Genomic DNA, 17,355 nt, shown 5'->3' with positions numbered 1-17,355 from the left:
GTCATGCGCCATCGTAAGAGTGGTCGTCAACTGAACCGCAACAGCAGCCATCGCCAGGCTATGTTCCGCAATATGGCTGGTTCTCTGGTTCGTCATGAAATCATCAAGACGACCCTGCCAAAAGCGAAAGAGCTGCGTCGTGTAGTTGAGCCGCTGATTACTCTTGCCAAGACCGACAGCGTAGCTAATCGTCGTCTGGCATTCGCCCGCACTCGTGATAACGAGATCGTGGCAAAACTGTTTAACGAGCTGGGCCCGCGTTTCGCGAGCCGTGCTGGTGGTTACACTCGCATTCTGAAGTGTGGCTTCCGCGCTGGTGACAACGCTCCGATGGCTTACATCGAGCTGGTTGATCGTCCAGAAGCTCAAGCAGAAGCAGCAGCAGAGTAATCTGCTGTTAATTGAAAAAACCGGGCTTGCCCGGTTTTTTTATGTCTGTCTTCCCCCATACCCTCTCCGCGCGTTACTCTTAATTATTCACTCCCAACATGAGCTAACTATGTGGTTAATCGACCAGCTTGTTGAACAGCAGATTGCCGAAGCGCAGAGGAAGGGCGATCTGAGCGATCTGCCCGGAAGCGGCAAGCCGCTGACGTTGGATGATGACAGCCATGTTCCTCCAGAACTGCGGACGGCTTATCGCTTGCTAAAAAATTCAGGTTTTTTGCCGCCGGAGTTGGAAATGCGTCGCGAGGCGGTTGAACTGGAGCGCATGTTGAACGGTCTGGCACCGGATGATAGCGACTATCAGCAACATACGAAACGGCTACGGCTGCTTGAAATAAAGCTGCAACAGGCGGGAATGCGTACCGATTTTCTGCATGGTGAATATCGCCGTCGGTTAACTGAGCAAATTGAGGGAAAAAATGATGTATAAAATCGGGCAGCTTGCCAGAATGGCGGAGGTCACGCCAGATACCATTCGCTACTATGAAAAGCAGCAGATGATGGATCATGAAATTCGTACTGAAGGCGGGTTCCGCCTCTATAGTGACGACGATCTTCAGCGGCTGAAGTTTATTCGCTATGGCAGGCAGTTGGGTTTCAGTCTTGAAGCAATACGTGAGCTGCTGTCGATCCGGGTTGATCCTGAACATCATACCTGTCAGGAGTCTAAATCTATTGTGCAAAGCCGTCTGCTGGAGGTGGAGGCGATGATTGCTGAATTGCAGCACATGCAACGCTCACTGAAGCGGCTTAATGATGCCTGCTGCGGTACGGCACACAGTAGCGTTTATTGTTCCATCCTGGAAGCGCTCGAAAGAGGTTCACTCAGTAACGAAAATCGTTGAGTTGATCAGGCTTTGCTTTTATATTTTCCAACGTCAACCATTCAGGAGAAAATCGTGACGCGCTATCAGCATAAAAAAGGGGCTATTCGTGACAACGCGCTTGAAGCGCTGCTACATGACCCGTTGTTTAAGACAAGAATTGAGATAAATAAGAAAGGAAAGGGAAGCTATCGACGTAAAGACAAACATGCCAGCCGGGAGGCCAGCGGTAAAGTCAGCTTTACCCCTGGCCTTCTTTTCAGAAGGGCGCTAAGCGCGAGTGCGTGATTTAAGGCTCTCCACCATTACAGCAATGATAATGATGACGCCTTTTACAACCTGCTGATTGTAGCCGGAAATATTCATCAGGTTCATCAGGTTAGAGATCATACTCAGAATAAAAACGCCAATCAGGGTATTTATCACGTTTCCGCGGCCACCGGCCAGGCTGGCGCCGCCAACCACGACCGCAGCAATAACGTCCAGTTCAAAACCGATGGAGAGCACCGGCGAGCCCACGCCGGTACGCGTGGCTGAAATTATTCCCGCCAGCCCACAGGCGAATGCGCTGATGGCATAAACGGCCAGCTTGTAAGTATTCACGCGGATCCCGGCAAAGCGCGTGGCCATTTCATTTGAGCCGATCGAGATCACCAGTCGGCCGAATACCGAGTTTTTATAAATCAGCTGAAATAAAATCGCGAAACCCAGTAAGACATAAACAGGTAATGGGATGCCAAGAAAATAGCCAGTGCCGAAATTAACAAAGGCATCGTTATCGATAAACACGGGCTGCCCATCGGCAATGATTAGCGCCAGTCCGCGCGCAATGGTCATCATCGCTAAGGTAGCGATAAAAGGGGCAATATTAAACCAGGTCACTAGTATCCCTGAAAAGGCGCCCATCAGCGTCACCATACCCAGGCCCGCTACCAGCGCTGGCCACAAACCAATATCAGGGATCATCAGGCCAACCACGACCGAGACGAATGCCATAATTGAGCCGATGGAAAGGTCGATTCCTCCCGTGAGAATGACGAACAGCATGCCGAGCGCCGCCAGCCCTAATGGCACGCTTTGACGCAGTACGTTGGTGATGTTGTCTTCACTGTAAAAACGATCGGACAGAAAGGCCGCGATAATCAGCATACAAATAAACACCACGATGGTGGAGTTATCCAGAAGTAAGCGGCCGATATTTTTTCGGGAGGAAACGCCAGGGCTGTCCGTTTCTTTCGTGATCGATTGCATCTTTTAAACCCTTAGTTTTATGCTGCGTTACGTTTGGGAATGGCGTAACGCATGATGTTTTGTTCAGATATTTCGTCGCCCGACAGCTCTTTAGTCATCTGGCCTTCGCTCATCACATAAACGCGATGGCTCAGGTTGATGACTTCAATCATTTCTGACGAAATAACCAGGATGGAATAGCCGCGCTCAGCTAGCTGATGAATAATGTTGTAGATTTCCATTTTGGCACCGACATCCACGCCGCGCGTCGGTTCATCAAGGATCAGGATGTTACAGTTGGTGTTCAGCCACTTGGCGATGACCACTTTCTGCTGATTACCGCCGCTGAGGCTGGCGATAGTATCTTCAACCGAGCCGAGTTTGATGTTCAGCTTCTGACGCAGCGACTGGCTGACCTGCTGTTCGTGGCGTCGATGAATAAAGCCCATCAGACGACTGATTACCTTCAGGTTCGACAGCGTCATGTTTTCACGAATTGGACGAGCCAGAATCGCTCCCTGTTCTTTACGACTTTCCGGCACCAGTCCAATGCCGTGGGCCATCGCCTGTGAAGGATTGTCGATAACAATCTTTTTTCCGTTTTTAAATACGGAACCGGCAGACATTTTGTCGATACCAAACAGACAGCGGGCGATCTCAGTACGGCCTGAACCAATTAATCCGGCCAGTCCGACAATTTCACCTTTACGCAGCGTCAGATTGATATTTTTCAGCAGCGTTCGCGTTGAAAGATCCTTTACTTCCAACACCACCTCTTCACCAGGAATGCTTTTTTCGGGGTAAAGGCTTTCCAGTTTGCGACCCACCATGCTGGTAATAATATCCTCTTCGCTACAGTGAAGAGGATCGAGCGTGGCGACGGTTTCGCCATCTTTGATCACCGTGATCTCATCGGCTATTGCCATCAGTTCTTCAAGACGGTGAGAAATGTATATGATGGTGACGCCACGCGCTTTAAGCTTGCGTAACTGACTGAAAAGAATAGCAACTTCTTTATTTGAGAGCACAGCAGAAGGCTCATCGAGGATCAGGATATTGACGTCTTTCGCCAGAGATTTGGCAATTTCAACCATCTGCTGATAGGCAATGCTCAGATCCCCGGTGCGTCTGCGCGGGTCGATGGGGAAGCCCAGCTCATCCAGAATGGTCGCGGCACGCTCGTTCAGCTTTCTCCAGTGCACGACGCCGCTGCCCCTGCCTAAATCATCCAGAAAAATATTTTCCGCGACGGTTAAATCAGGGGCCAGTGCCAGTTCCTGATAAATAATACCAATCCGGCTCTCTTTACTGTGGGCAGGTGAGGTAAAGTTTTTCTCTTCCCCATGGATGAATATTTTTCCGCTATCTTTGGTATAGATCCCGGACAGGATTTTCATCAGAGTGGATTTGCCCGCGCCATTTTCACCGATGATGGCGTGAATAGTGCCAGGAAATACCTGTAGATTAATTGACTTCAGCGCATGCACACCACCGAAGCTTTTTTTTACCTGCTGAACGTCAATTGCAAACTGATTCACATTTCGCCCTCATTGATATCCCCCTCCGCAGAGGGGGCACAAGCATCAGAATATCGCGTCGGCGTTGTAATATTTATCAACGTTGTCTTTAGTGATAACAATGGTCGGTATATAACTATACGGAGGGAAATCTTTTTTACCGCCCTGATACTGTTGAATAATGTTCAGCGTATCGCGCGTCAGCAGGTCAGGATTATTTGAGGCTGTGGCCTGAAGTTCACCTTTTTTAACGGCTTCCAGACCTTTTTTATAACCGTCGTGCGCATATACCTTCACCTGATCCAGCTTATTCGCCGCCTTCAGCGCACGAATAGCGCCCAGCGCCATATCGTCCATTTCGCTGTAAACGCAGTTCATTTTATCTCCCTGCGCAACGATCAGATCTTCCATTGCCTTCAGGCCGCCAGCCTGATCCCAGTTACCCCAGCCCTGGCTGAGCACTTTCAGCTGCTCATGACCATACTTTTTCTGTTGTGCATCGCGCACGCCTTTCAGGAAGTTATCGCTACGCGCCTGACCGACCAGGTTGCCGGTATTACCGCTGATCAACACGCAGTTCATTGGCTTATCGCCAAACTGACTGACCGCAAATGCACCCAGTTGTTTATTGTTCTCCGCGTTATTTGCCTGCACGCGGGTAACCACCTTCGCTTTAAGAGAGATATCGCTATCGATAATCACCACCGGCACTTTTGCGCGCTCGGCCATTTTGACGATACGTTGTCCGGCTTCCGGATCCTGCGGATTCAGTACCAGATAATTAATACCCTGCGATAACATATCTTCCACGTCGGCGATTTGCTTATTGAGGTCGCCGCGTGCGTCGGTAGTAATAAGCGCATAGCCTTTTTCTTTTGCATGGATTTTCATATATTCCGTCAATCCATTAAAAAATGCGCCGTTGAGCGTACGGTTAGCGAAACCAACTTTGATCTGGTCGGCTGCGCTGGCAGATATTGATGTAGCGGCGCTGGCTAACAGGATGCTCACTAACAGCTTTTTCATTTTGAATCCTCTCTATGGTGTAGGGGCAACTGACTGTTTGTCTTTATAATTCAGAGGTGTTTGTTTTAGCGTTCTAACTCTTTTATGGTTTCGCGCAGTAACTGAATAAATTCAGGCTTGCCTGCCAGTGAGGAGAAAAGGGGTTTATCGCTGGCGAACGCCTTAACCGGATCCTCACTGGTATACCAGGCATGCACTGCCTGCTCGTTCAAAATGCCATCTTCATATTTGTAAGGCAGCGAGCCTTCGTGCCAGCGGCGCATAAAGAGAAAAAACAGCGCAGGCAGTTTGGCGCAGGCGCGGGGAACGGCACCCTGCTCGTAGCGGGTAATAAGCGTTGGCGTGATGAAACCAGGAATTTTGGAAAGGCCATCGGCCGCGACGCGCTGGTTAGTATCTTTAATATGTGGATTACTGAAGCGCTCAAGCACGACGTCACGATACTCCGCCAAATCCAGCGGGGAAGGCGTCAGGCAGGGGATAACGTCTTCCGTCACGTAGTCCCAGGCCAGCTGGCGAATGGCTTCGACGTTCGTGCTTTCATCAATATAAGCGAGCCCGTCAAGCGTGCCGGCCCAGGCGATTGCGCTGTGGCTGGCGTTGAGAATACGCGTTTTGGCTTCTTCATAAGCATCAACGTTATCAACCAGCTCGACGTCCACTTTTTCCAGCGCAGGACGTTCTGCGGCAAACTTGTCCTCAACTACCCACTGAATAAAGGACTCGGCCATCACCGGTGCGGCATCATCGATGCCCAGCGCGGTTTTCACACGTGGTGCAATATCAGCCGAAGGACGCGGCGTAATGCGGTCGACCATGGTATTTGGCGTAGTGACCGCGCCAGGGAGCCACTTCAGCAGCGCGTCCTGCTGCCGCAGCGTGAGAAACTGCACCAGCCCGTCATGAAATCGTTGCCCGTTGTGCCTGACGTTGTCGCAGCAGAGCAGCGTTACCGGGCCAATATTGTCTTCCATCCGGCGTTGCAGGATATGGGCAATGGCGCCGTAAATAGTACATACGCCGCCTTCAAGATCGTGCGCGATATCCTTATTAGCCTTCTCCAGATTAGCCTTCTCCAGCGTGAGATGCGAATCAAGATAGTAACCGCCTTCGGTTACGGTAAACGAGATCGCTTTCGTCTCAGGCGCGCTGCCTGCGGCAATCAGGGCCGTAAGCCTGTCATCCCAGGGTACAATTTTTTTGATCGAGGTGATCTTTTCATATTCGCGCTCCCCCGCCGGGGAAACGGTTTCCAATACGTATTCGCCATTCTGTTTCTCAAGCGCGTTCAGAAGCGCATTGGCATCATCGCGAATATTGCCAAGGGCGATGTGCCATCGGGTATCGCCGTTTTCACTCTGTTGCAGAAGGCGATGAAGATACCAGGCCTGATGAGCACGATGAAACGAGCCGGAGCCAATGTGTAACCATTGATAGATCTGCGCAGCCATACTGTTCTCCTGAGTAAACTTTCGCCCACTAAAAGGGCTTTTGTCTGCGCAAAGACTAGTTGAATAATTGCCCTCGAAAAGAGCTTTAGCTCACAAATGTAATTAATTTGTGCAAAAAATGTTAGGTAATTTTATTCGGTCAGGTAACGTTACCCAAAAAGCTGGGGCGATCGCGAAGAGAAAAAGATGACAAAAAGCAGGGGCAGAACCGATTTGTCAGCACGCGCGGCGTGGATGTATTACATCGGCGGGCAGACACAGTATGAGATAGCAGACAATCTTGGGATATCGCGTCAGGTTGTACAACGCCTTATCGCCACCGCCTCGGCTGAGAACCTGGTGTCATTTCAAATAGTGCATCGTATTTCTGATTGCGCTACGTTGGCTTCCGCGCTGGCAAAAAAGTATGACCTGCAACTCTGTAAGGTTGTGCCTTCCGCAACGCTTGATAATAACGCCTGTCAGCAAATGATCGCTTCTGCCGCCGCTGAGGTCATGTATCGTATGTTGATGACATCGCAGGATTTTACCGTTGCATTAGGATCAGGGCGAACGCTGCGGAGCGCTATCGAAAAGATGCCTGAACTGATCCGCCCGCAGCACAGTTGCGTTTCACTGATCGGCGCAATGACGGCCGATGGCACCACCACACGTTATGACGTCCCTCTGTTGATGGCGGGAAAAACGCAGGGGAAGTACTTTATTCTGCCGGCACCGATGTTTGCCGACACGCCGCAGGATCGTGAACTGTGGTGTCAGCATCGCATTTATAAACTTGTAACGGATAAGGCCAGAACCGCAGATGCGACGTTTTTGGGCATTGGCGAGGTTTCGTTAAGCTGTCCGCTCTGCCTGGAAGGTTTTGTGAGCACAGACGAAATGCAACAGCAGTTGGAAGAGCAGGCCACGGCTGAAATTATTGGCCATATTATTAACAGGGAAGGTAAGCGATTAAGTAATCCGCTTCAGCAGCGTCTGACCAGCGCGCCTGTTGCACCCGATCCCGTTCGTCCAACCATTGCGTTTGCCGGAGGACGCACTAAGCATCGCGCAATAAGAGCGGCATTACGGGGACGATGGATTAATGGGTTGGTGACCGATGAAGAAACCGCTCGTTATCTGCTGGAGCTGAATTTATCAGAAGGCGCTGAGCCGCCGTTGCAGGAAAAAGCGCGTTTTGGCAACAAAAAAAGCCTCTCTCCCGACGGATGAGAGGCTTTTTTTCTGTCAGACTCTGGTGTTCTGCTGCTTCAACAAATCGCGGATTTCAGTCAGCAATATTTCTTCAGCGCCTGGCTTAGGTGCCGGTTTTTCCACTTCTTTTTTCTTGTGAAGCTTGTTAATCACCTTAATGGCGAGAAATATAGCGAAAGCAACGATAATGAAATCAAAAACGTTCTGCAGAAAAATACCATATTCCATCACTACGGCCGGGATGTCACCCTGGGCTGGCTTTAGCACCCAACTAAACTGTTTAAAATCAACACCGCCTATTAATAACCCCAGCGGTGGCATAATAATATTTGCCACCAGAGAAGAAACGATTTTACCGAATGCGGCACCGATAATCACACCGACCGCCAGGTCGATAACGTTGCCACGCATTGCAAAATCACGAAACTCTTTGAATATACTCATTCTTATCTCCTTTCCTTTGCCAGTTGTTAAGTTTAACAAACCATCCCGCTTTTTCCATGCGGAAGGGGATAAAGTGCATCAGACGGCCCGGCATCGCCGCCCGATTATCACAGGAAGAACGGACTGGGCTGGAAAAGACGCTCAACGTCAGGAACAAATTTCTTGTCGGTAAGAAACATAATCACGTGGTCGCCCTGCTCAATGCGCAGATTGTCGTTAGCGATCATCACATCATCACCGCGCACCACCGCGCCAATGATCGTTCCGGGCGGCAGTTTAATATCATCAATCGTGCGCCCAACCACGCGGGAGGTGGTTTCATCGCCATGCGCGATGGCTTCAATGGCTTCAGCCACGCCGCGACGCAGTGAAGATACGCCAACGATATCAGCCTTACGGACATGGCCTAACAGCGCCGAAATGGTGGCTTGCTGAGGCGAAATCGCAATATCAATAACGCTGCCCTGAACAAGATCGACATAGGCCTTGCGCTGAATCAGTACCATCACCTTTTTGGCGCCCAGTTTCTTGGCCAGCATCGCCGACATGATATTGGCTTCATCATCATTGGTAATAGCGATAAACAGATCGACCTGATCGATATGCTCTTCCGCCAGCAGCTCCTGATCCGAAGCGTCGCCATAAAAAACGATGGTATTTTGCAGCAGCTCCGCCAGCTCGGCAGCGCGCTGCTGATCGCGCTCGATCAACTTAACGCTGTACATTTTTTCGAGGCGCTGGGCAAGGCCGGAACCAATGTTGCCGCCACCGACGATCATGATGCGCTTGTAGGGCTTTTCAAGCCGCTGGTACTCGCTCATCACCGCTCGAATATGTTGGCTGGCGGCGATAAAAAACACTTCATCGCCCGCTTCAACAATGGTTGATCCCTGCGGGCGAATGGGGCGATCCTCACGGAATATAGCCGCCACGCGGGTATCGATATGCGGCATGTGTTCACGCATTACCGTCAGTGCATTTCCCACCAGCGGACCGCCGTAATAGGCTTTAACGACTGCCAGGCTGACTTTGCCTTCGGCAAAATTCACCACCTGCAACGCGCCCGGATATTCAATCAGGCGATAGATGTTATCAATTACCAGTTGCTCCGGGGAGATGAGGTGATCGATAGGCACCGCATCGGGCGTGAAAAGTTTGCTGGCATCGCGGATATATTCAGGTGCGCGAATACGAGCGATGCGATTAGGCGTATTGAAGAGAGAATAGGCGACCTGACAGGCGACCATATTGGTTTCATCGGAGTTGGTAACGGCGACCAGCATATCTGCATCTTCCGCGCCGGCTTCGCGCAGCACGCGAGGGTAAGATCCGTGGCCCTGAACAACACGCAGGTCAAACTTATCCTGTAGGTGATGAAGGCGATCTGAATTGGTATCAACCACGGTAATGTCGTTGTTTTCACCCACCAGATTTTCGGCGAGCGTGCCGCCCACCTGACCCGCACCAAGAATGATGATTTTCATTATGCTTCAGCCTGATTGCGTGTTCAGAAGCAGCGCAGAAGCCTGCGCTACCGGTTATTTTTTTACTAACTTAGCGTAGTAGAAGCCGTCTCCGCCGGTCTGATCGGGGAAAACCTGCCGCCCGGGTTGATCGGCATGGTCGGTTTCATTCAGCTCAGCATCATTATGGCGCTTCAGAAAGGCCGCGATCTGCATATGATTTTCTTCCGGCAGTACCGAGCAGGTGGCATAGAGCAGCGTACCGCCGACCTTAAGATGTGGCCAGATGGCATCCAGAATTGTCATTTGCAACGTAGCCAGTTCAGGAATATCGCGATCGCGGCGCAGCCATTTTATATCGGGATGACGACGAATAACGCCGGTGGCTGAGCAGGGAGCGTCCAACAGAATGCGGTCAAACCGGGTTTCTCCGCACCACTGTTCAGGATATCTGCCATCGCCGGTCTTAACTTCAGCTGTCATCCTGAGTCGCTTCAGGTTTTCAACGATGCGTTCCAGACGGTGCGTGTCGATATCCACTGCCATGACGTTTGCCTGCGGCGCCGCTTCGAGGATATGCGTGGTTTTTCCGCCCGGTGCCGCGCACAGGTCGAGGATCGTTTCGCCATTCTGCGGCGCAAGCAGATCAACACACCCCTGGGCAGAGGCATCCTGTACGGTAACCCAGCCCTGCTCAAAACCGGGAAGCAGGCTGACCGGGCAGGGCGTATCAAGCCTTAAAGCATCGGTGTGTTCCGGATGAGGCTCCGCGTTCTTTCCCGTCTCCTGAAGGAGGGCAAGCCAGGCGTCGCGCGTGTGGTGCTGCCGGTTTACCCGTAGCCACATTGGCGGTCGCTGATTATTGGCCTCGACAATTTGTTGCCACTGCGCGGGCCAGGCGCGCTTCAATCGTTCAAGCAGCCAACCGGGATGTAAATACTTTTGATCGCCTTCATTCATCTCTGACATCAGCGTCTGTTGCTTGCGCTGGAACTGACGCAGTACCCCGTTAATCACTCCTTTGAATTGCTGACGCTTCAGCATGATGGCGCCCTCAACGGTTTCGGCCAGGGCAGCATGTGCAGGAATACGCGTAAACATCAGTTGATAGAGACCAACCATAATCAAAAAATGCACCGAACGCTGCTTGCCTGTTAAAGGCCGTTCCATTAATTGACCAATAACCCACTCTAACTGTGGCAGCGTACGTAGCACGCCGTAACACAGTTCCTGAAGGAGTGCGCCATCTTTGTCCGCCAGCGATTTTTGTGCAGCGGGCAATACGTTGCTGAGCGACTGGCCCTGTTCAACCACTTTTTCGATGGATTGAGCAGCCACACTGCGCAAATTAGTATTTTTTTTCATAGGAACCGTAAGTCAAAATTATCCCGACGTTACGTCGGGACGAGCATCAGGCAAGGGAAGATCCCTCAATGAACCAGTCACGGCGGGAGTTGAGCAGATCCTGAGCCTTCATTGCCTTTTTACCGGCAGGCTGAAGCTCTTCAATATTCAAAACGCCCGCTGAGGTTGCTACGCGGATGCCGTTTTTATCAGCGCCAACGATGGTTCCTGGCAAGCGATCGGTATGGGGTAAGACTGTCGCTTTCCATACCTTGACCGGCTGTCCGTCAACGATAAAATAGCTAACCGGCCACGGATTAAAGGCGCGGATGCAGCGTTCAAGCTGCCGGGCTGAAAGCGACCAGTCCAGTCTCGCCTCTTCTTTACTGAGTTTTTCCGCATAGCTGACCAGCGTTTCATCCTGAACCTCCGGCTGAGCAGTACCGTCAGCCAGCATCTTCAAGGTATCCAGCATGCCTTGAGGGCCAAGTCCCGCCAGCTTCTCGTATAATGAAGCGCTGCTATCATTTGGTTCGATAGGGCAGGAGAGCTTATGGAGCATGGCGCCGGTATCCAGCCCCCGATCCATCTGCATGATGGTTACGCCAGTCTCGCTGTCGCCCGCCCAGAGTGCACGTTGAATAGGCGCCGCGCCGCGCCATTTCGGCAAGAGCGAACCGTGTACGTTAATACAGCCAAGTCGCGGCATTGCCAGCACCGCCGCGGGTAAAATCAGTCCGTATGCCACCACAACCATCACATCCGCATTCAGGGCGGCGACGCTTTGCTGATTTTCCTCAGGGCGTAGCGACGTGGGCTGGAAAACAGGCAGGCCATGCTGCTCAGCAAGCTGTTTCACCGGGCTGGCGGTCAGTTTATTACCCCGGCCAGCAGGACGGTCAGGCTGTGTGAACACGCCTACCACGTTATGCGACGATGACAGCAGCGCGTCAAGATGGCGCGCGGCGAAGTCCGGTGTACCGGCAAAGATGATATTTAAGCAGTAAGACACGCTTTTCCCTTTTCTGACGATCCATTAAGCACGGGTGCTTTGGCGATAAAGCTTTTCCAGTTTCTGGCGAATACGCTGGCGCTTCATTGGTGAAAGATAATCAATAAAGAGCTTACCGATCAGATGATCCATTTCATGCTGAATACAGATGGCCAGTAGCCCGTCCGCCTCAAGCTCAAAGGTGTTTCCCTCGCGATCCAGCGCGCGGACTTTTACTTTTTCTGAGCGAGGCACTAGCGCCCGCTGTTCGGGTATGGAAAGACAACCCTCTTCAATACCCGCTTCACCGCTTTTTTCCAGCATTTCTGGATTAATTAACACCAGCCGCTCATCGCGATTTTCAGAAACATCGATCACGATAATACGTTGATGAATATCGACCTGGGTGGCGGCCAGCCCGATACCTTCTTCGGCGTACATCGTTTCGAACATATCATCCACGATACGCTGAATATCCGCATTCACTTTTTCAACCGGCTTCGCAACGATGCGAAGGCGATCGTCAGGAAAATGTAATACCTGCAAAACTGACATAAAGTTCCAGATCTGAGTTCAAGGGTTTAAATGATTATCTCTCATATTGTAGACATTTCGGGGGATGATTGACAGCATTGGCGCAGGGGTTTCGACGTACAGAAGCAGCATTTATCAGGGACGAAATTATGATACCTGCGGAAGTTTGGTTACGCCTTTCTGGCGTTAGCGGATTACAGAGTCAGCAGCGTCAACAGATTGCACAATTTCTTTTGCAACAGCCTGAAGTGGGCAAAAGTGAGCTGGACGAAACGGGACTGAATGCAGAACAAAAACACGCTTTCTTCAGTTACGATCCGGCTGTTATTTCTCATACGATGACCTGGCTTGAACATCCGCAACATGCTTTTATTACCAGCGAAAACGCATGGTATCCTGAACGCTTACGAAATATCGCTCATTTCCCACCCGCTCTCTTCGTCAAAGGCGCCCTAGAGGTATTAAATACGCCGCAGATAGCCGTTGTGGGCAGTCGAAACTGTACGCATTATGGACGCCGCTGGGGCAGTTTTTTTTCGCAGGCGCTGGCCTTAAGTGGCATCACCATCACCAGCGGCCTTGCACTGGGTATTGATGGCGTTGCCCATCGTGCCGCTCTGGAGGTTCAGGGCAAAACGCTGGCGGTGCTGGGCAGCGGCTTAAACAATATTTACCCTCAGCGGCACAGTGGACTGGCAGATGAAATTATCGCCAGCGGCGGTGCCATCGTTTCTGAGTTTCCGCTGGCTGCACGCCCTCTGGCGCATCACTTTCCACGACGCAATCGAATCATTAGCGGACTAAGTCTGGGCGTGCTGGTGGTTGAAGCGACGCTGAAAAGCGGTTCGCTGGTGACGGCACGGCTGGCGCTGGAGCAAAACCGTGACGTTTACGCCGTGCCCGGCACTCTCGGTAATCCCGCAAGCGAAGGCACGCACTGGCTTATTCAGCAAGGCGCCATGTTAACCGCGCATCCAAACAACATTCTTGAGCAGTTGCAAAGCGACCTGACATGGCTACCTGATTTGCCCTCTTCATTAATATATTCATCAACCGAAGACAATACGCCATTGCCATTTGCTGATGTGTTGGCTAACGTAGGAGATGAGGTTACACCTGTTGACGTCGTCGCTGAACGTGCCGGCCAACCTGTGCCAGCCATCGTAGCGAAGCTGCTTGAGTTGGAGTTAGCAGGATGGATCGCAGTTGTACCCGGCGGCTATGTCCGATTGAGGAGGGCAAGCCATGTTCGACGTACTCATGTACTTATTTGAAACGTATATCCACAACGAGGCAGAAATGCGCGTTGATCAGGATAAATTGACTGATGATTTAACCGATGCCGGTTTTCATCGTGAAGATATTTATAATGCGTTGAACTGGTTGGAAAAGCTGGCAGATTATCAGGACGGCTTAGTTGCTCCGATCCTGCTGGCTACCGATCCGCTGTCTATGCGTATCTATACCGAGGAAGAAAGTCAGCGGTTAGATGCGAACTGCCGGGGATTCATTCTTTTCCTGGAGCAAATCCAGGTATTGAACCTTGAAACCCGTGAAATGGTTATTGAACGAATTATGGCGTTGGACACGCTGGAATTTGACCTCGACGATCTGAAGTGGGTCGTACTGATGGTATTGTTCAATATTCCCGGCTGCGAAAATGCCTATCAACAGATGGAAGAGCTTCTTTTCGACGTTAATGAAGGAAATGTGCACTGAAGATCCTCTTCGTGTCGATAAAGTTATGAGTAAAACAGCGCTTTTTGCTGTGCGAAAAAATGAGTCCTGCCCCGCGTGCGGGGCAGAGTTAGTTATTCGCTCCGGCAAACATGGAGCTTTCCTTGGTTGCTCACGCTATCCTGAGTGTGATTACATTCGCCCTCTGAAAAATCAAACCGACGGCCATATCGTTAAAGTTCTTGAAGGTCAGTTTTGCCCGGATTGTCAGTCGGAACTGGTTCTTCGGCAGGGGCGGTACGGTATGTTTATCGCATGCAGCGCCTGGCCTGAATGTGAGCACACTGAGCTTATTGATAAACCTGATGAAACCACGCTTGCCTGTCCGCAGTGCCAGACCGGAAAACTGGTACAACGCCGTTCACGTTATGGAAAAACCTTTCATGCCTGCGATCGTTATCCTGAATGTCAGTTTGTGGTGAACGCACTACCTGTTGAAGGGGAATGTGAATTTTGCCATTTTCCGCTGTTAATTGAGAAAAAAACGGCGCGTGGGATCAGGCGGTATTGCGCCAGCAAGGCCTGTGGTAAACCAGTCACAGCAGGAAAAAGTAGTGAAGAATAGTGTCCATTCCGAATCATTTGTACTTTGCCTTGAACAACTCAGACAAGGCGGCGTGATTGCGTATCCAACCGAAGCGGTTTTTGGACTTGGCTGCGATCCGGACAGCGAATCGGCTGTTATGCATCTCTTGCGTTTGAAGAAACGTTCCATAGAGAAGGGGCTGATTCTTATCGCAGCTGATTATCAGCAACTTCAGCCCTATCTGGACGATGTCGGCCTGACTGAACAGCAAAAGTTGCGGATGTTTTCCTCCTGGCCTGGCCCGGTAACCTGGGTGGTGCCGGCCAGGCCCGAAACGCCAGACTGGCTCACCGGCTGTTTTGATTCGCTTGCCGTGCGGGTCAGCGATCATCCGCTGGTGCAGCAACTATGCAAGAGCTTTAACAAGCCACTGGTTTCTACCAGTGCTAATCTTTCAGGTCTTCTTCCCTGTCGCACCGCTGATGAAGTCCGCCGCCAGTTCGGGGGTGATTTTTCGGTGCTGGCTGGAGAGACAAGCGGTCGTGAAAACCCATCTGAAATTCGTAATGTGTTAACCGGTCAACTGATCCGTCAGGGATAATTCCTTATGCATAAATTTGGCGTTTTTGGGAATCCAATCAAGCACAGTAAATCACCACGAATTCACCAGCTGTTTGCAGAGCAAACGGGCATTACGCATCACTACGAACGTATCTGTGCGCCCATCGATGCTTTTTCACGCTCAGTCGATAATTTTATGCAGTCAGGCGGTGTTGGCTGCAACGTCACTTTACCGTTTAAGGAACAGGCCTTCGAACTGGTCAATGAACTTACTGAACGAGCCTCTCTTGCGGGCGCGGTCAATACGATAAAACGGTATGAAGACGGTCGTCTGTTGGGCGATAACACTGACGGTATCGGTCTGTTAACGGATCTTCAAAGACTACAGATAATCAAATCCAGCGATCGTATTTTGCTGGCAGGCGCTGGTGGAGCTGCTCGTGGCGTTATATTGCCGCTTCTTTCTTTTGGCTGTTCAGTCACCCTCACCAATCGCACTTTTGAGAAGGCCAGCTTGCTTGCTCAGCTTTTTCAGCATGCTGGTGCCATTACGGCATTACCCATGGATAAACTCTCTGGCGAGCAATATGATTTAGTGATCAATGCTACTTCAAGTGGGATTAATGGTGATGTTCCTGCTCTGCCCGTTTCATTGATTAATCAGGCCAGTCGCTGTTACGACATGTTTTACCAGCAGGGGAATACGCCCTTTCTCGATTGGTGCAGGCAGCAGGGAGCCGAAAGCCTCTCTGATGGTTTAGGTATGCTGGTAGGGCAAGCTGCACACTCTTTCTTATTATGGCATGGCGTATTGCCAGAAATTTCGCCAGTGATTGCGGTACTACGCGCCGAGCTTACAATATGAATCAGGCCATTCAGTTCGTCGATCGCGAATGGTGGGATGATACGAAACAAGCCGTTTGCTTCCCGGCAATGGTCAATGGTTTCCAGATAATGTGCGCTATTAGCGAACGATCTTTAATCCTTCGTTTTGGTAATACAGATGATGCGCTCAACTGTTTCAGACTTAACCGCCTGGATCTTGAAGATGTTGCAGAGCAGGCGATTGAGAACGAAGAGGAAGATGATCAGGGCTGGATCTGGCTCTCTTGAGCAAGGTAATCATTTTTCCAACCTACATAGTTATTCGCGGAGTAGAGCAAACCGGCAATCTCTGCTTCTGTTAAAGGTCGTATCTGTTTTACCGGGCTCCCCAGGTAAAGAAAACCGCTTTGTAGGCGCTTGCCGGGCGGCACCAGACTGCCTGCCCCAATCATGACATCGTCTTCAATGACTGCGCCATCAAGAAGAATAGAGCCCATTCCGACTAATACGCGATTACCGATGGTACAGCCATGCAGCATGGCCTTATGGCCGATCGTCACATCCTCACCAATCATGAGGGGATAGCCATCCGGGTTCGAGGGTGATCTATGGGTGACGTGCAGTACGCTCCCATCCTGTATATTGCTGCGCTTGCCGATGATAACGCTATTCACATCGCCTCGTATTGCAACAAGCGGCCATATGCTTACGTCATCATGCAATGTGACTTCTCCGACAACGACACTCGACGCGTCTACCATTACTCGCTGGCCTGATTTTGGAAACGTCGTTTTGAAGGGCCTTAAATTACCAGACATAATTACCTCAACTGAATTTCTTCTGCGTAGCGTAGTTCCAGGAATGATTAACAATCAATGTCTGTTATCAGTCGCGTTCTGTTTTTGTGCGGATCGTCTGAGATCTCTACGAAACGCGTGAAAATTCGACGAACAAAAACAAAGATCGAAAAAAGGCTTGTGCTACTAAAATGGATCCCTATAATGCGCCTCCATCGAACGGCAGCAGGGCAGACGCCCGGCGCTGAATGATGAAGAGAAAATTCTGTAAAACAGGGTTGACTCTGCAAGAGGAAAGCGTAATATACGCCACCTCGCGAACCGCCGGTTAAGCCGCGTTCGCACTGCTCTTTAACAATTTATCAGACAATCTGTGTGGGCACTCGCAGGATTGATATCACAGCCTTCGGGCAGATGAACTATCAAGTCTTTGTTGAGTGAACA

The 17,355-nt window shown here is 50.8% G+C and carries 21 protein-coding genes; 11 read left to right on the top strand and 10 right to left on the bottom strand.

Features of this window, described 5'->3' with window-relative positions:
- Positions 1-3: 3 nt before the first annotated feature.
- The 4 genes from rplQ to GS12_RS15635 all read left to right on the top strand — a co-directional run bounded on the left by rplQ (position 4) and on the right by GS12_RS15635 (position 1,559).
- Complete coding sequence (gene rplQ, locus GS12_RS15650) at positions 4-390, top strand: 50S ribosomal protein L17 (RefSeq protein WP_003850180.1); 387 nt, start codon at positions 4-6, stop codon at positions 388-390.
- A 109-nt stretch (positions 391-499) separates the two neighbouring features.
- Complete coding sequence (locus GS12_RS15645; RefSeq protein WP_034917459.1) at positions 500-877, top strand: DnaJ family domain-containing protein; 378 nt, start codon at positions 500-502, stop codon at positions 875-877.
- Complete coding sequence (gene zntR / locus GS12_RS15640; RefSeq protein ID WP_034948664.1) at positions 870-1,292, top strand: Zn(2+)-responsive transcriptional regulator; 423 nt, start codon at positions 870-872, stop codon at positions 1,290-1,292. The genes GS12_RS15645 and zntR overlap by 8 nt, the downstream gene beginning before the upstream one ends.
- A gap of 54 nt (positions 1,293-1,346) precedes the next feature.
- Positions 1,347-1,559 carry an alternative ribosome-rescue factor A gene (locus GS12_RS15635; protein ID WP_034948661.1) on the top strand — a complete coding sequence of 71 codons (213 nt, stop codon included), beginning with the start codon at positions 1,347-1,349 and terminating at the stop codon, positions 1,557-1,559.
- On the opposite strand, the gene GS12_RS15630 is transcribed toward GS12_RS15635, so the two are convergent.
- From GS12_RS15630 to dalD, 4 genes are all read right to left on the bottom strand, one after another.
- Positions 1,542-2,522, bottom strand: a complete 981-nt coding sequence (locus GS12_RS15630) for an ABC transporter permease (protein ID WP_034948658.1) — start codon at positions 2,520-2,522, stop codon at positions 1,542-1,544. The two genes, GS12_RS15635 and GS12_RS15630, sit on opposite strands and share 18 nt — an antisense overlap.
- A 17-nt stretch (positions 2,523-2,539) precedes the next feature.
- Positions 2,540-4,039 (bottom strand): sugar ABC transporter ATP-binding protein, encoded by a 1,500-nt coding sequence (locus GS12_RS15625; RefSeq protein ID WP_034917448.1) that lies wholly within the window; start codon positions 4,037-4,039, stop codon positions 2,540-2,542.
- A gap of 45 nt (positions 4,040-4,084) precedes the next feature.
- Complete coding sequence (locus tag GS12_RS15620) at positions 4,085-5,044, bottom strand: substrate-binding domain-containing protein (protein WP_034917445.1); 960 nt, start codon at positions 5,042-5,044, stop codon at positions 4,085-4,087.
- Positions 5,045-5,109: 65 nt separating this feature from the next.
- On the bottom strand, positions 5,110-6,495 hold the full coding sequence (dalD, locus tag GS12_RS15615; RefSeq protein ID WP_034948656.1) for a D-arabinitol 4-dehydrogenase: 1,386 nt from the start codon (positions 6,493-6,495) through the stop codon (positions 5,110-5,112).
- 186 nt (positions 6,496-6,681) lie between these two features.
- Here dalD and GS12_RS15610 point away from each other — a divergent pair, with 186 nt between their 5' ends.
- Positions 6,682-7,707, top strand: a complete 1,026-nt coding sequence (locus tag GS12_RS15610; protein WP_084089734.1) for a sugar-binding transcriptional regulator — start codon at positions 6,682-6,684, stop codon at positions 7,705-7,707.
- 15 nt (positions 7,708-7,722) lie between these two features.
- Here the strand turns inward: GS12_RS15610 and mscL are convergent, their stop codons facing one another.
- The 5 genes from mscL to def all read right to left on the bottom strand — a co-directional run bounded on the left by mscL (position 7,723) and on the right by def (position 12,486).
- Complete coding sequence (mscL, locus tag GS12_RS15605; RefSeq protein WP_034917441.1) at positions 7,723-8,133, bottom strand: large-conductance mechanosensitive channel protein MscL; 411 nt, start codon at positions 8,131-8,133, stop codon at positions 7,723-7,725.
- A 107-nt stretch (positions 8,134-8,240) separates the two neighbouring features.
- Complete coding sequence (trkA, locus tag GS12_RS15600; RefSeq protein ID WP_034917438.1) at positions 8,241-9,617, bottom strand: Trk system potassium transporter TrkA; 1,377 nt, start codon at positions 9,615-9,617, stop codon at positions 8,241-8,243.
- A gap of 54 nt (positions 9,618-9,671) precedes the next feature.
- Positions 9,672-10,961, bottom strand: a complete 1,290-nt coding sequence (gene rsmB / locus GS12_RS15595) for a 16S rRNA (cytosine(967)-C(5))-methyltransferase RsmB (RefSeq protein WP_034948653.1) — start codon at positions 10,959-10,961, stop codon at positions 9,672-9,674.
- A gap of 46 nt (positions 10,962-11,007) precedes the next feature.
- Complete coding sequence (fmt, locus tag GS12_RS15590) at positions 11,008-11,952, bottom strand: methionyl-tRNA formyltransferase (RefSeq protein WP_034948650.1); 945 nt, start codon at positions 11,950-11,952, stop codon at positions 11,008-11,010.
- 24 nt (positions 11,953-11,976) lie between these two features.
- Positions 11,977-12,486: a peptide deformylase gene (gene def / locus GS12_RS15585; RefSeq protein ID WP_034917430.1), complete on the bottom strand. Its 510-nt coding sequence runs from the start codon at positions 12,484-12,486 to the stop codon at positions 11,977-11,979.
- Between the two features lie 128 nt (positions 12,487-12,614).
- Here def and dprA point away from each other — a divergent pair, with 128 nt between their 5' ends.
- Genes dprA through GS12_RS15555 form a run of 6 tightly spaced genes read left to right on the top strand, consistent with a single transcriptional unit; the run spans position 12,615 to position 16,402 of the window.
- Complete coding sequence (gene dprA, locus GS12_RS15580) at positions 12,615-13,739, top strand: DNA-protecting protein DprA (RefSeq protein ID WP_034948647.1); 1,125 nt, start codon at positions 12,615-12,617, stop codon at positions 13,737-13,739.
- On the top strand, positions 13,711-14,184 hold the full coding sequence (smg, locus tag GS12_RS15575) for a DUF494 family protein Smg (protein ID WP_034917428.1): 474 nt from the start codon (positions 13,711-13,713) through the stop codon (positions 14,182-14,184). Before dprA ends, smg begins: the two co-directional genes overlap by 29 nt.
- A 25-nt stretch (positions 14,185-14,209) precedes the next feature.
- Positions 14,210-14,767, top strand: a complete 558-nt coding sequence (locus GS12_RS15570; protein ID WP_034948674.1) for a DNA topoisomerase family protein — start codon at positions 14,210-14,212, stop codon at positions 14,765-14,767.
- Positions 14,757-15,329 carry an L-threonylcarbamoyladenylate synthase type 1 TsaC gene (gene tsaC, locus GS12_RS15565; RefSeq protein WP_034948645.1) on the top strand — a complete coding sequence of 191 codons (573 nt, stop codon included), beginning with the start codon at positions 14,757-14,759 and terminating at the stop codon, positions 15,327-15,329. The genes GS12_RS15570 and tsaC overlap by 11 nt, the downstream gene beginning before the upstream one ends.
- Positions 15,330-15,335: 6 nt before the next feature.
- Complete coding sequence (gene aroE / locus GS12_RS15560) at positions 15,336-16,154, top strand: shikimate dehydrogenase (RefSeq protein ID WP_034948642.1); 819 nt, start codon at positions 15,336-15,338, stop codon at positions 16,152-16,154.
- Positions 16,151-16,402, top strand: a complete 252-nt coding sequence (locus GS12_RS15555) for a DUF1488 family protein (protein ID WP_034948639.1) — start codon at positions 16,151-16,153, stop codon at positions 16,400-16,402. Before aroE ends, GS12_RS15555 begins: the two co-directional genes overlap by 4 nt.
- Here GS12_RS15555 and GS12_RS15550 read toward each other — a convergent pair.
- Positions 16,378-16,932: a gamma carbonic anhydrase family protein gene (locus GS12_RS15550; protein ID WP_034917422.1), complete on the bottom strand. Its 555-nt coding sequence runs from the start codon at positions 16,930-16,932 to the stop codon at positions 16,378-16,380. The two genes, GS12_RS15555 and GS12_RS15550, sit on opposite strands and share 25 nt — an antisense overlap.
- Between the last annotated feature and the right edge of the window lie 423 nt (positions 16,933-17,355).

The organism is Erwinia oleae, assembly GCF_000770305.1.
Taxonomy (GTDB): Bacteria; Pseudomonadota; Gammaproteobacteria; order Enterobacterales; family Enterobacteriaceae; genus Erwinia; species Erwinia oleae.
The sequence above is the reverse complement of the archived record's forward strand: the minus strand, read 5'-3'. Positions and strand labels throughout refer to the sequence as shown.

Coding starts and splice junctions, on each gene's coding strand:
- rplQ (WP_003850180.1), top strand. CDS start 4: ATGCGCCATCGTAAGAGTGGTCGTCAACTGAACCGCAACAGCAGCCAT.
- GS12_RS15645 (WP_034917459.1), top strand. CDS start 500: ATGTGGTTAATCGACCAGCTTGTTGAACAGCAGATTGCCGAAGCGCAG.
- zntR (WP_034948664.1), top strand. CDS start 870: ATGTATAAAATCGGGCAGCTTGCCAGAATGGCGGAGGTCACGCCAGAT.
- GS12_RS15630 (WP_034948658.1), bottom strand. CDS start 2,522: ATGCAATCGATCACGAAAGAAACGGACAGCCCTGGCGTTTCCTCCCGA.
- GS12_RS15620 (WP_034917445.1), bottom strand. CDS start 5,044: ATGAAAAAGCTGTTAGTGAGCATCCTGTTAGCCAGCGCCGCTACATCA.
- dalD (WP_034948656.1), bottom strand. CDS start 6,495: ATGGCTGCGCAGATCTATCAATGGTTACACATTGGCTCCGGCTCGTTT.
- GS12_RS15610 (WP_084089734.1), top strand. CDS start 6,682: ATGACAAAAAGCAGGGGCAGAACCGATTTGTCAGCACGCGCGGCGTGG.
- mscL (WP_034917441.1), bottom strand. CDS start 8,133: ATGAGTATATTCAAAGAGTTTCGTGATTTTGCAATGCGTGGCAACGTT.
- trkA (WP_034917438.1), bottom strand. CDS start 9,617: ATGAAAATCATCATTCTTGGTGCGGGTCAGGTGGGCGGCACGCTCGCC.
- rsmB (WP_034948653.1), bottom strand. CDS start 10,961: ATGAAAAAAAATACTAATTTGCGCAGTGTGGCTGCTCAATCCATCGAA.
- def (WP_034917430.1), bottom strand. CDS start 12,486: ATGTCAGTTTTGCAGGTATTACATTTTCCTGACGATCGCCTTCGCATC.
- dprA (WP_034948647.1), top strand. CDS start 12,615: ATGATACCTGCGGAAGTTTGGTTACGCCTTTCTGGCGTTAGCGGATTA.
- smg (WP_034917428.1), top strand. CDS start 13,711: ATGTTCGACGTACTCATGTACTTATTTGAAACGTATATCCACAACGAG.
- GS12_RS15570 (WP_034948674.1), top strand. CDS start 14,210: ATGAGTAAAACAGCGCTTTTTGCTGTGCGAAAAAATGAGTCCTGCCCC.
- aroE (WP_034948642.1), top strand. CDS start 15,336: ATGCATAAATTTGGCGTTTTTGGGAATCCAATCAAGCACAGTAAATCA.
- GS12_RS15555 (WP_034948639.1), top strand. CDS start 16,151: ATGAATCAGGCCATTCAGTTCGTCGATCGCGAATGGTGGGATGATACG.
- GS12_RS15550 (WP_034917422.1), bottom strand. CDS start 16,932: ATGTCTGGTAATTTAAGGCCCTTCAAAACGACGTTTCCAAAATCAGGC.